At 39.8% G+C, this 12,336-nt stretch carries 10 protein-coding genes; 4 read left to right on the forward strand and 6 right to left on the reverse strand.

Annotated features, from left to right (window positions below; all coding sequences use genetic code 11):
- Window positions 1-4 precede the first annotated feature (4 nt).
- The 3 genes from ccoG to WG906_RS12300 are packed head-to-tail and all read left to right on the forward strand — an operon-like array spanning window position 5 to window position 2,486.
- Window positions 5-1,375, forward strand: coding sequence for a cytochrome c oxidase accessory protein CcoG (ccoG, locus tag WG906_RS12290; RefSeq protein ID WP_339992953.1), 1,371 nt, complete (start codon window positions 5-7; stop codon window positions 1,373-1,375).
- Window positions 1,376-1,377: 2 nt separating this feature from the next.
- Window positions 1,378-1,803 carry a FixH family protein gene (locus WG906_RS12295; protein WP_339992954.1) on the forward strand — a complete coding sequence of 142 codons (426 nt, stop codon included), beginning with the start codon at window positions 1,378-1,380 and terminating at the stop codon, window positions 1,801-1,803.
- Window positions 1,800-2,486 carry a sulfite exporter TauE/SafE family protein gene (locus WG906_RS12300; protein ID WP_339992955.1) on the forward strand — a complete coding sequence of 229 codons (687 nt, stop codon included), beginning with the start codon at window positions 1,800-1,802 and terminating at the stop codon, window positions 2,484-2,486. Before WG906_RS12295 ends, WG906_RS12300 begins: the two co-directional genes overlap by 4 nt.
- A 22-nt stretch (window positions 2,487-2,508) precedes the next feature.
- Here the strand turns inward: WG906_RS12300 and WG906_RS12305 are convergent, their stop codons facing one another.
- From WG906_RS12305 to queD, 3 genes are all read right to left on the reverse strand, one after another.
- Window positions 2,509-3,246 carry a YoaK family protein gene (locus WG906_RS12305; protein WP_339992956.1) on the reverse strand — a complete coding sequence of 246 codons (738 nt, stop codon included), beginning with the start codon at window positions 3,244-3,246 and terminating at the stop codon, window positions 2,509-2,511.
- Between the two features lie 63 nt (window positions 3,247-3,309).
- Window positions 3,310-4,551 (reverse strand): beta-ketoacyl synthase N-terminal-like domain-containing protein, encoded by a 1,242-nt coding sequence (locus WG906_RS12310; protein WP_339992958.1) that lies wholly within the window; start codon window positions 4,549-4,551, stop codon window positions 3,310-3,312.
- Entirely contained in the window at window positions 4,511-4,894 is a 384-nt protein-coding gene (gene queD, locus WG906_RS12315; protein ID WP_339992959.1) for a 6-carboxytetrahydropterin synthase QueD, read from the reverse strand. Before queD ends, WG906_RS12310 begins: the two co-directional genes overlap by 41 nt.
- A gap of 425 nt (window positions 4,895-5,319) precedes the next feature.
- On the opposite strand from queD, the gene WG906_RS12320 reads away from it, so the two are divergent.
- Entirely contained in the window at window positions 5,320-8,385 is a 3,066-nt protein-coding gene (locus WG906_RS12320; RefSeq protein ID WP_339992960.1) for a T9SS type A sorting domain-containing protein, read from the forward strand.
- A 111-nt stretch (window positions 8,386-8,496) separates the two neighbouring features.
- Here the strand turns inward: WG906_RS12320 and WG906_RS12325 are convergent, their stop codons facing one another.
- The 3 genes from WG906_RS12325 to WG906_RS12335 all read right to left on the reverse strand — a co-directional run bounded on the left by WG906_RS12325 (window position 8,497) and on the right by WG906_RS12335 (window position 12,329).
- Window positions 8,497-9,381 carry an AraC family transcriptional regulator gene (locus WG906_RS12325; RefSeq protein ID WP_339992961.1) on the reverse strand — a complete coding sequence of 295 codons (885 nt, stop codon included), beginning with the start codon at window positions 9,379-9,381 and terminating at the stop codon, window positions 8,497-8,499.
- Window positions 9,382-9,507: 126 nt separating this feature from the next.
- Window positions 9,508-10,446: a hypothetical protein gene (locus WG906_RS12330; RefSeq protein ID WP_339992962.1), complete on the reverse strand. Its 939-nt coding sequence runs from the start codon at window positions 10,444-10,446 to the stop codon at window positions 9,508-9,510.
- A gap of 23 nt (window positions 10,447-10,469) precedes the next feature.
- The gene (locus WG906_RS12335) at window positions 10,470-12,329 is read right to left on the reverse strand and encodes a RagB/SusD family nutrient uptake outer membrane protein (protein ID WP_339992963.1); all 1,860 of its coding nucleotides are present in this window, start codon (window positions 12,327-12,329) and stop codon (window positions 10,470-10,472) included.
- Between the last annotated feature and the right edge of the window lie 7 nt (window positions 12,330-12,336).

A 12,336-nucleotide genomic window follows, 5' to 3' on the forward strand; every position in this document is an offset into this window, starting at 1 on the left:
TAAGATGGGAAATACAGCAAGTAAACACAATAAAGTGCGCGATTGGATATACCCCAAACTCATTAAAGGGAAGCTATATAACTATCGTAACTGGTTAAGCTATGCCCTTTTAACTTTAATGTTTACAGGGCCATTCATAAAAATTAATGGCGAGCAACTGGTTCTTTTTAATATCCTGGAAAGGAAGTTTGTGTTTTTTGGAGTAGTTTTCTGGCCTCAGGACTTTCATATTTTCGTACTGGCCATGATCACTTTTATTGTGTTCATTATCCTCTTCACGGTGGTTTTCGGCAGGGTCTGGTGCGGATGGGCTTGTCCGCAAACCATTTTTATGGAGATGCTTTTTCGCAAAATTGAGTTTTGGATAGAAGGCGATGCCGTAAAGCAACGAAAACTGGATTCTTCTCCCTTAACGGTAGAAAAGTTTGTCAAAAAAGCCTCTAAGCATTCGCTGTTTTCCCTTATTTCATTTTTAATAGCCAACATCTTTCTGGCCTACATTATTGGTTTAGATGAGCTTGTAAAAATAATAAGTGAACCGGTTAAACTGCACATCTATGGTTTTATCGCAATTATATTGTTTACCATTACTTTTTACCTGGTATTTGCCCGTTTACGAGAAATTGTATGTACGGTTATTTGTCCTTACGGAAGATTACAGGGAGTTTTACTGGACAAACAGAGTTTAGTAGTCGCTTATGATTATGAACGCGGCGAACCTCGCGGAAAGCTAAATCGCGATGCTCCGGTTAATAACGCTCCTGGCGATTGCATTGATTGCAATGTTTGTGTGCAGGTTTGCCCTACCGGGATCGATATTCGTGAAGGAACCCAGTTAGAGTGCATTAATTGTACACTTTGTATTGATGCCTGCGATATGGTGATGGAAAAAATTAACCGGCCAACCAGGTTAATTGGTTTTAAATCACAGGAGCAAATTACAAGCAGACAAGCTTTTCGCTTCAGCAAACGGCTTTATGGTTATGCAGCCATTTTAGCAGTTTTAGTCTCTGTTCTAGCCATTCTATTGGTTAAGCGGAGCGATATTGAAACCGTAGTTCTTCGAGCCAGTGGAACGCTGTACCAGCAACGTACAGATGGAACAGTAAGCAATCTTTACAATGCCGAACTTATAAATAAAACAGCTCATCCTATAAAGTTTAGGCTAATGCCCATAGATAAGGACACCAAAATCCAATTCATCCGAAAAGAAGATACCATTGGAAAAGGTAAAAGCATAAAACTTACCTTCTTTATCATCAGGCCGCAAAAAGAAATTTTGAAATACAAATCTGATATTGAATTAAAAGTACTTTCTGAAGGGAAACTGGTTGAAGAACTGAGTACCACATTTATAGCACCACCAAACTTATAATTATGAACTGGGGAACGAAATTGGTAATTGCATTAGCCTTGTTTATGGCCTTTATATTAACGTTAAGTGTTAAAATGATCTTCAGCAACGACGATGCTTTGATTGAAAAAGACTATTATGAACAGGGCTTAAACTACAATAAAAAATACGATGCCAGGCAACAGGCCGTTGCAGATTCTGTTGTGCCATCGGTGGACGTAAATGAAAATGGTCTTACTATAGTTTTTAGACATCCCGCTGAGTGTAAGCTTAATTTTAAACGTCTGTCTGACGCAAAGATGGATACCATTTTTGAGCGAAGTACGGATAAAGATTTTAGCGTCCGGGTTTTAAAAGGAGATTTGAGGCGCGGCCCATGGCTGCTTACCCTCAATTATACGATTGATGAAAAAACGTATCTCTACGAGAGTGAAAAAATAATGCCATGAGTTACGAAGCTTTAGCTTTTTTTACCGGTTTGTTTGGCAGTTTACATTGTGTTGCCATGTGCGGGCCACTCATTCTGGCTCTGCCATTTTCAAATCAATCTATCTGGACTTCAATTTTACATCGATTGCTTTATCAGGCCGGCCGGATACTAATGTATGGGTTTTTAGGATTATTAATTGGCTTAATTGGAACTGGTTTCAGCTTGCTTAAAATGCAGCAGACCTTATCCCTGATTACCGGTATTTTGTTAATCACAGCAGGCATCAGTCATTTCATAAAAGGAAGAAAGCTTACAAACCGAATCTTTTCCTTGAAGTTACTGCCCGTTCTTACCTCACTATTAGGCAGATATTTAAGTAAGCCTTACGGCGGATTTATAGCCGGCGCTTTAAACGGGATATTGCCTTGCGGAGTAACTTACATAGCATTGGCACAAGCCATAAATTTAACTACGCCAATTGAAGCAGGGCGTTTTATGTTGTTTTTCGGACTAGGTACTGTACCGCTCCTTTTTGCAACAGCATTGTCTCCCCTGTTTTTCAGGAAGTTGAAAGCGCCTGTATTGCTGATTCCAATATTATTTTTACTAGCAGGTTCCTTTTTAATGGCCAGAGGATTGAATTTAAGTATACCCTATGTATCTCATAGTATAAACTTAAACGAACCGGAAAATTGCAAATAAGCCCATTAAACCCGCTGGATTTTTAAGGCTTCCATGATTTTAATCTTCTTTTGAAAAAATAAAAACGGTAGCGAAGATTATCATACAGAAAGGCTACAACCAAGCAACCTGAAGCAAAAAGAAGTGTTTTTAATTGATAGGTGCCAAACAGAAAACCACCTAAAATACATCCTGTGAAGAAAAATGCGATAATCAGCAATCTTAAATAGATGCTTTTCGACAATCTTTTAAGTTCCTTCGTTTTACGAAAGAAAAATAATTGCGATAACTCAATTCCTAAGTCCGTAAAAAGGCCTGTTAAATGGGTAGTACGCACAGTGGATTGCGATACCTGGGTGACCAACGAATTTTGTATTCCCATAGCGAATAATAAGACGTAGGCTATCAGGTGACCGCCATGATTCTGAAGCATTAAAGAGGTGCCGAAAAAAGCCACAAAAACCAATAGGGCTATCTCAATAATCATTGGGCCAGAATGAGAAACTTCAGGGTTTGTTCTTGATATAATTCCAATTAAAAAGCTCGATACAAAGGCGCCAAACAAAAAGAATAAAATATACAGTAAGAAAATTACTGAAGTCATATAATTTTTATTCACCAGCTCTTCTGCAAAGTATGCAAAATGACCGGTTACATTTGTTGTTAAAGTTTTTACAGATAAAACTCCGGTAACATTAACCATGCCTGCCACAAAAGAGAGCATAGCAGCCAATCGTAAATTATGTATATACGCTCTACTTCTGCCTTTGTGACGAAACATGTTTTTTATTATAAATGCAAATTACGACTAATCTCTCCCTAAGCGCTATACCAGCTCTTATATTTAACAAACAAATTTAATACAAGCGTTGGTGCTAACAATTAGTGCCGCAGCATTTCCTCCAAATCCCGCTGCTGTTACCAATATTCTGTTAATAGATTTCTTGTTTTGATAAGCAATTTGAGAAACAGGATAAGGAAACTCGAGATAAGATTGGGTTTTCAATATGTGTATCGCATAATCCAAACTTAAACACGCTGATGCGCCAAGAGTATGGCCCGTCATCCATTTTGAAGAAGTTATTGCGGGTATTCCGGTAATTTTGAAGACTTCCTGTATAGCGTTTAATTCCGCATAATCACCTGCAACAGTACCGGGTGCATGCATAATAATCAGGTCAACTGGCATAGAACACAACGATTTATTAAGGGCATTTTTAATTGCCATTGTAAAATTCTGTCCTTCTTTTGAAATACCTGTTTTACTCTTTATATTCTCAAATCCAAAACCTATCGATTCTATAATAATTGGTTCTGATTTATCCGAAAGTAATTCGTCTTTATTCAGCATTTCCAGCGCAAAAATACCTGCTCCCTCCCCTAAAACAAACGTGTTTTGTTTCTGCTCATTTAAGGGTCTGCAGGGATACGATGTCGTATTGTCATCAGAATAAATACCCAGAGCTTTCATTTGAGCTATGGTAAAAGGAGTTAGCGGCGCTTCGGACGCTCCAGCCAGAAACCTTTTAGCCATACCAGATTTTAACCAGGCAAAACCGTTTGCTATGGCCTGCAAACCGGTAGAACAGGTAACCGAATGACTTATTGCCGGACCTGTTGCATTGAGATCCTGAGCAACCCATGATGATATATTGCCTAAAGTTGTGAGGGGGGATGTAACCGCCGAAACTGTTCCGTATTCGTTAAATTCTTTTAGGTATTGTTCAACTAAAGCAGTTGCCCCTCTGGAGGAGCCAATATTTACACATATATTATCTTCGTCAGGCCACCCAGCATTCTGAACGGCTTTTCGGGATGCATAAATTGCCATCAAAACAGAACGATCCAATCCTTTATATATCTTATTATCTGTGATTAACTGCTCCAGCAACACCGAACCTTCCTTTTGTAAAGAGCCAATTGGTGCGTTATTTAGCAACTGAAAATTTGCCTTACCTGATTGGTAGCTTTTTCGGATCGTTTCCAAATCATGACCTAGGGCTGAAATGGATCCATAGCCTTTTATAGCAATGAAATTTTCCAGTCTATTGAATCCCTGCAATATCCGGTTCGGAGATGCCTTCATAAATTGTTCCTGATGTGGGAGTTTCTTTAAGCTCAATCCTGCTTAATAGCGGAAGCTGCGGCTTTATATTGTCCCATAACCAAATTGAAAGCAGTTCGCTGGTTGGATTTTGAAGATCTTCAATATTATTTAAAAATGTATGGTCTATTACTTTTACTACCGATTCTACAATTGTTTTCAACTCGGCAAAATCAATAACCCACCCTTCTTCCTTTTTTACTGGTCCTTCAACAAACACCCTAAGATGATAGCAGTGGCCATGAAGTTGCCTGCATTTATGTCCCTCAGGAACATTGGGAAGAAAATGAGCTGAATCGAATGTGAAATCTTTATATAAAATCATTGAGAATATTTAAAGCAAAAGTCTGCACCATTGCTACCAATTCAAATGATCTTAATCATCAGGACTGTATATTAAAGATTACCAAACAGAACTATACCGGTTATAGCGGGTTCTGAACTTAGTTTTAGGAACTATTACAGCTTACTCGATAAAATCGTATAGTATTTTGGAGAAATCGTAAAGGATTCTGATTGTCCATTCTTGTATCCTTGTCGGAAGCGCCATTTGTAAAATTATCCGCTAAGATTACCTGCTCCATTAAGCGTATAAAATTCAATTATTAACATAAAAAAACATCAGATGACTTAAGCTGGATCTACATTCTAATTATTTGAATTTCTTAAGGCTGAATTTAATTCAGCCGGATTTATTGCCGGCGTTGCTCAACGTCTGTTGCAAAATTACTTACCTGTTAAACTTAAATTATGAATCTAACCATTACTCAACAAGTAAAGAAAACTATCTTGTTTTGCACCTCCCTCCTTTTTTCGGGAGCCGCATTTTCACAACTTCCGGAAGCGAAAGTGGATTTCAATATGCACGGAAGACCTTCAGCAGAAGTTCAGGAACCAGGCTACACTCCATGGGTACTAAAAAACGGGCTACTGGATTCCATCAGTGTTAATGGCCTTAAATTTATCGTAAAAAAAGGACCTCGTGGTTTAAATATGTCTGGAACGTATTTTAAAGCCAGCGTACAAGCAGGCGCGTTCAATGCAAGATTTACCAACGACGGCATCTTTGTAAAGGATGGAGACTTTGCATTAGGAAGCCAGATAGATTTAATCATTAAGGGATTGCCTGCTGGGGAGCATACCCTCGTTACCTATCATAACATCCCTGACAACGTCGCCGTAGCCGCTGTGTGTCCGCTTGATGTCTATGTGAATAATATTTTAACAGTCGAGAACCTTATTCCTACCGTACGGCTCGAGAAAATGACAGAATGTGCGACATCTGAAATACAGGTTAACGTTGAAGCGGGACAGCAGGTTGTAATTTCTTACCGTGCAAAAACCACTGGCAGCCAACCTGTAAAAAATGTTTATATAAACGGATTTCAGCTAAACGGGGTTAATGCTGGCAAAAAATCCAGATCGCCGCATCCTGCTCATGGGGAAGAACATCTCGACGTTCCTATCGGAGGGAGCCTGGAACTGAGTTGGGAAAAATCGCCAACGGCACTTTCGCATGATGTATATTTTGGAACAGACTCAATTTTAGTGGCCAATGCAGATCGTTCTTCTACATTTTTTATGGGAAACCAGCCTGCTAACATCACCACGTATACTGCCACGAATCTATACACCATGGATAAGTATTATTGGAGAGTAGATGAAGTGGGTTCGCAAGCATTATACAAAGGAAATGTATGGCATTTCAGAACACGCCAGCTTGCTTTCCCGGATGCTGAAGGATACGGACGTTTTGCTCGCGGAGGTCGTGGTGGCAAAGTAATTGAGGTCACGAATCTTAATGACAGCGGAGCAGGCAGCCTTAGAGCGGCTGTAGAAAACAATATTGGTCCGCGTACCATCGTATTTAGCGTTTCGGGGATAATTCAACTGCAATCACGGTTAGTACTTAAAGACCCTTACGTTACTGTAGCCGGACAAACAGCTCCCGGAAAAGGTATCTGTATCCGTAGCTCTCCGTTTGGAATTACAGGTAACGATTGTATCGTAAGGCATGTGCGGGTTCGCTTAGGTGGAGGAAGAACTTTTGATGGAATGGGATTGACGGGTGCCAATCATTCAATTATGGACCATTGCTCTATCAGCTGGACCATTGATGAAGCGTTCAGCTCAAGAGGTGCAAAGAATATTACTCTTCAGAGAACACTTATTTCAGAAGCACTTAATCAGGCTGGTCACCAGAATTATCCAGCAGGAAACAGACATGGTTATGCAGCAACCATAGGAGGAGACAGAGGCAGCTTCCATCATAATTTGCTTGCTCATAACGAAGGACGAAACTGGAGTCTTGGCGGAGGTTTGGATGGAAATGGATACTATTCTGGAGAATTGGATATCGCCAATAATGTGGTGTACAACTGGGGCGGCAGAACTACCGATGGTGGTGCCAAAGAAGTAAACTTTACCAATAACTATTACAAACCTGGACCAGCGACCAGACACTTTTATGCCTTTACTTTAAATCATGAAGGTGTTGGAAAAGGTACACAACGGTGCTATTTTAATGGGAATGTAATGCCTGGTCGTTTTAACGAAAACAACCAGATGTTAGGCAGAAGATCCGTTAATTCGAATGGCGATACCAGTTCGTATCAAACGTTTGTAAGCGCGCCTTTCTTCACTTCGTATGTGGTAACAGAAAGCGCGTATAAAGCTTATAAAAATGTACTCTCTGACGTGGGTTGTACTCAGCCGGTATTTGACGATCATGATATCCGAATTGTTAACGAAACACGAGACAGCACATATACATACGTAGGAAGCAAAACTGGATTTAAAGGCTTACCCGATGACCAGGCGGATGTTGGCGGCTATGAAGATTACCCTGAAGTAAGAAGAGATTCTGACTGGGATTCTGACCACGATGGTATGCCTGACTGGTGGGAAAACCTAAAAGGATTTAATCCACATTCTTCTCCTGGAGATTTCTCAGAAGGTAACGCAGATCCTGACCGTGACGGAAACACACCTCTTGAAGAATACCTTGAGTGGATGTCTACTCCTCATTACAGCACGAAAGGAATGGAACCAATTCTAATTGACCTGAGCAACCTTGCCAGAGGATATAAGATATCGCCTAAATTCACTGTTTCCGGCGCGGTTAATGGAACCATAAGCGTTAATGATAGCATCGCCCGATTTAAACCCTCTAAATTAGGTTTGGGTTCGTTTTACTTTACAGTTACCGATTCGGAAGGAGCTTCAATGGCCAGGAAAATAAATATGCTAAGTGGTGATTTCACCCACAAAGCATCTTCCTTAACGTTCGAAGCAACCAGACTCAATCCTCAAAATGTAAACCTTACATGGGAAACTAAATACGAAGCAAATAACGAAAGCTTTCAAATCGAAAGGAGTTTTTCAGATGTCAATCATTTTGCTAAGCTTGGAAAAAGTATTCTATCCAAAGGGAAAAATGGAGCTGCGGCATCGTTTACCTATAACGTGAATGACAAGAATGATTATTTAGGCAACACCTATTATCGTGTTGTGACCAAGGACCGGGATGGTACATTAACGACTTCTGATATTCGCGTGGTAAGCGGAATGAGAAATGCAGTATTAAATGTATGGCCAGTTCCAAATGACGGGAACTTTAACGTACAGTTAATCAACGTAAATTATAATTGCGTACTGGAAATTTATGATATGAGTGGAAAATTGATTAAGACTCAAAACATGGAGAATTCGGTTGCGGTGCCTGTACAGTTAACTACAACAGGTATATACATTCTTAAAGTAAGCAGTATAGCCGATTCGGTGGTCCTCTTTAATAGAAAAATAGAAGTGCAATAAGCGCAGTGTTCTAAAAAGAAAACCGGATTGAGCTCTTCAATCCGGTTTTCTTATTTTACGGCTACTAACGATTCAGCTGCATCCTGGTTTACAAGCAATGCTAATTAGCTATTACAAGTTTGCCAGACTGTTAAAATATTGTTTCCTATATTCCTGCGGAGTTTTTCCGACTACTTTTTTAAAATGACGATAAAAGTTTGATATGTTATGAAAGCCGCAATCAAAGCAAATTATTTCTGCGGGCAACCTATCGTCGACAAGTAATTTACAAGCTTGACTTACTCGTATTTCATTCAGAAAATCGACATATGTCTTAGTGGTCATGGTTTTGAAATACCTGCAAAATGAGGTTATACTTAGATTGCATAAGTCTGCGACTTCTTCCAGATGAATTTCCCGCATATAATTAGATAAGGCATGTTCGCAGATTTTATTCAGTCTTTTGGCATCATACTCATTTCGTTGAAACAGCATATTGCTTCCGTTTACAATTGTTCTGCAATCTGTGGTATGTGCCATTAAATTCAAAATTTGCAGTAAAATCACAATCCGATCAAATCCACAAGTATTTAAAGCTGATAGGATAAGTTCTGAAAGCTTGTTTTGCGTTTGTCCATGAAACACCAAACCCATCCGGGCACGGTCAAATAATTTCATAATACTTAGTGTTTCAGGTAAATGAAGAAATTCTTTACCTAAAAATTCGGGCACAAAGTTTATCACAATCGCATCAATTTCGAAGGCGGGATTATTTTGGTAATACAGATCGCTGCTTCTCCATGCATGTGGCAAGTTTTCACCAATCAGCACAATTTCTCCGTCTGAAAATTGACTTGTTGTGTTTCCTATAAAACGTACACCTTCTCCTTTAACAACATAATGTAATTCTAATTCAGGGTGATAATGGCCAACGCCTACAAAATGAGGTTTGACGTCGCGCCGGATATTAAAAGATTTTTCGAGTTTTACGGGAACTTTCCGATATCGCGGTCTCATATTAAAAACTTAAACCATGGCTTTCTAAAATAAATTCGCGGGGCAACTGACCTTGTGAAGGACTCAGAGACCTGTCAATAAAAGAGGCTGCCTTTTTTGGGACAGCCTCTTCGAAAATTGTAATAGTTAATCAGCTATTTTAATCTGAAATTCCACATAATCCCCTCCCTTGCTAAAGCTGTTTATCACAGTTGCGGTTAAGGCACCATATTTCCCTTCTTGTGTTTTAAAATAGATCATTTGTCCGGATGTAAACTGGAAAGGCCCTTTTTGACCAGGGTTTATCTTCGGTGTAGCTGCTTTTACGATTTGAGCGCCTGTCTTGAAATTAACAAAAGGCGCAATGGTTTCCGGCACACTGAATAACGTTGTGCGCTTGTTCCAGGAGTTCATATCGTAAAACGAATATAGCGGCTTATTTAAGGCATCCGGCGAAAATATGACATACTTTCTATCGTACCTTTTGGGCGTTGTATTAGGAACGAGTACGAATATTGTATCAACTCCTAAATCAATTTTCGACTCATTTTCCTTTCCCTCGTTATAGCTGAATAATTGCCCGCTTGTTAGCGATAAAAAACACTTTTTCACCTGCTGAGAATCAGGAAAGAAAGCATAGCGCTCTGTCAGGAACGTTAAATTAGATTTTACATCAATAGTAACCTGTTTATGGCCATCACCCATGTAAACAAGTTCTTTATCTACAGGGAATACGCGATAACTTGTCGGTCCGATTCGTTTATCTGCCTTAAGTTTAATTGTATACGAAAATTCCCTTCTTTTTGAATTATCCGTTATCGGAATCTTTAATGAAGGGGCCGTCTGGCCAGTTTCCAGTAGCCAAACTTCGTACATATCCTTTTTAGCAGAGCTAATCGTAAAGTCGATATACACACTGTCTCCATCAGCCACTTCTTTATAGTCTGTTATGCTATAAGGAGAATTGTTGTGAAGGGTTATCTGTACATCATCAAACATCGTAAAGATATTCTCCTCTTTTACACAGCCGGCAAGCAGCAGCATAATAACAAAAGGAGATACTATTTTAAAAAAACTTTTTTTCATGATTTTAAATTAACAGTTCAAATTTAAAGCGGATCGAAAGTACCACCCCATCCTATAGTTTGTTCAAGCAATGGAGAAGAGTTTAAAAACTGGTTCGGAAGACCTACGAAATAGTTCTTTTCCGGGAAAACCAATGCATTTGTCGAATTTCCTAAGCCAGTAGGGTTTCTTAAAAAGAAATACTGATAAGTGCTTTTAAGATTTGTATTTAGAGTATCCCGTCTCCTTTTGGCATTTGCAGGATTTATTTCCTCCAGCTGTAGCTTTAGATTATATGGTTGGCCATTTTTGGTAATAGATTTTGTGGTCTCGATTGGAGAAACAAGGAAACCCGTTAGCAAATGCATTCTGCGGGTTCTGCGCAGATCCCAGCCGCGTTTACCTTCAAAAGCAAACTCAATTTGACGTTCGTTTAAGATTAAATCGCGCATTTCTTGCTTATTGGTAGCTAATGCCAAGCCATAATCTTTTGTTCCAGGTTTAACTGTTGCCCGGATTTTGATTTTTTTAACCATGTCCTTCGCACCGGCCAAATCATCGGTCTCGTTCAGACATTCTGCATAATTAAGAACAACTTCAGCGAATCGCAGCTCGATCCAATCAAAACCATTCCCCCCTTTATCAGCGCTAACACCAACCGAACCCGAGGCTAAATTAGGGTCGGCGAAACGTTTACAATAAAACGGTTTACTGCTGCCCTCTACTTCGCTATTATAATTCCATTGCTTTCTGTCGGCTATTGCATTCAGCTTCCAGTCGCTTCCGTTGTAAGCAATGGTGGCATAGAACCTTGGATCTCTAGCTTTCCAGTAAAGCACAGGGTCGTAAGTTGTACTTTGGGAGATAGGGGTTCCATCCTCCATAGGATAAGCATCTAAAAGTTTGGTGGTAGCAACAAAACAGTCATTAGGGCTGCCGCCGGTCAGACCACCCGGACGAGATTTTGTTTCGATAGTCTGGAAGCGCTTCTCAAGGTCCTTCGAATAACCTCTAATTATAATAGCCTCAGTATTACCGGCTCCCTCAGTTCTGAAAATGGCGGAATAGTCTGTCATTAATCCTATGCCGGAAGCCAGGCAAAGATCATAAGCCTCTTTTGAAGCCTGTAAAGCAGTGTTCCATTTTGTTTGATCAAAGGGATGAGCGGGGTCGTTAAGAGGATTGAATAAGGGACTTGCAGCATACAAAAGCACTCGTGCCTTGTAACAAACCGCAGCAAGCTTAGTAAACTTTCCGAATTCTGTGGCAGGATTCCACGCAACACCATCCAAATTTACCGAAGCGCTGTCCAAATCGCGAACAATTTGTTTTAAAACCTCAGAAGCTTTACTTCTTGGCGCAACTTCCAGATTTTCAGGGTCCTGCTCCTTCAGCATTAAAGGAACTCCTCCCCATATGCGAACGATATCAAAGTAGGCCATGGCCCGCAGCATATAAAGTTGGCCGATAAATTTCTTCCTTGTCTCGAACGGTAATGGACTTTGATAAAGTCTGTTCAAAGCAAGATTACACCTCCCGATTTCGAAGTATTTGTTATCGGTTTTGTTTGAACCCTGATATTTATTTGCGATAAACTTATAATCTTCATTTCTAAGTTCTGCCGTAATGCTAAAGGCTTTTTTCAGTGTCCCATCGGTAACATTTATAATACTTTCGTCACTCAGATACATAATGTTAAAGCCAGCCGTTTCGAAAGGCCATTCCGGCATCACGAGGTTATAAATTCCGTTAATATAAAGCTGTACGGCACCTTCATTCTCCCATAATCTCTGATCCATACCCATGCGGTCTGGCAGGAGAAATTTTTCTTTGTTACAAGAGGCAAGACCAAGCACAGCGAGGAAGAATGTTAAAACTGTTCTTCTTTTAAAATTTAGTTTCATTGCTGAT

The organism is Pedobacter superstes (assembly GCF_037622515.1).
Classification (GTDB): Bacteria; Bacteroidota; Bacteroidia; order Sphingobacteriales; family Sphingobacteriaceae; genus Paradesertivirga; species Paradesertivirga superstes.

What these genes read in the sequence shown, in the direction of transcription:
- WG906_RS12330 (WP_339992962.1), bottom strand. Translation starts at nt 10,446, where the DNA reads ATGAAAAAAAGTTTTTTTAAAATAGTATCTCCTTTTGTTATTATGCTG.
- WG906_RS12300 (WP_339992955.1), top strand. Translation starts at nt 1,800, where the DNA reads ATGAGTTACGAAGCTTTAGCTTTTTTTACCGGTTTGTTTGGCAGTTTA.
- queD (WP_339992959.1), bottom strand. Translation starts at nt 4,894, where the DNA reads ATGATTTTATATAAAGATTTCACATTCGATTCAGCTCATTTTCTTCCC.
- WG906_RS12335 (WP_339992963.1), bottom strand. Translation starts at nt 12,329, where the DNA reads ATGAAACTAAATTTTAAAAGAAGAACAGTTTTAACATTCTTCCTCGCT.
- WG906_RS12305 (WP_339992956.1), bottom strand. Translation starts at nt 3,246, where the DNA reads ATGTTTCGTCACAAAGGCAGAAGTAGAGCGTATATACATAATTTACGA.
- WG906_RS12310 (WP_339992958.1), bottom strand. Translation starts at nt 4,551, where the DNA reads ATGAAGGCATCTCCGAACCGGATATTGCAGGGATTCAATAGACTGGAA.
- WG906_RS12325 (WP_339992961.1), bottom strand. Translation starts at nt 9,381, where the DNA reads ATGAGACCGCGATATCGGAAAGTTCCCGTAAAACTCGAAAAATCTTTT.
- WG906_RS12320 (WP_339992960.1), top strand. Translation starts at nt 5,320, where the DNA reads ATGAATCTAACCATTACTCAACAAGTAAAGAAAACTATCTTGTTTTGC.
- WG906_RS12295 (WP_339992954.1), top strand. Translation starts at nt 1,378, where the DNA reads ATGAACTGGGGAACGAAATTGGTAATTGCATTAGCCTTGTTTATGGCC.
- ccoG (WP_339992953.1), top strand. Translation starts at nt 5, where the DNA reads ATGGGAAATACAGCAAGTAAACACAATAAAGTGCGCGATTGGATATAC.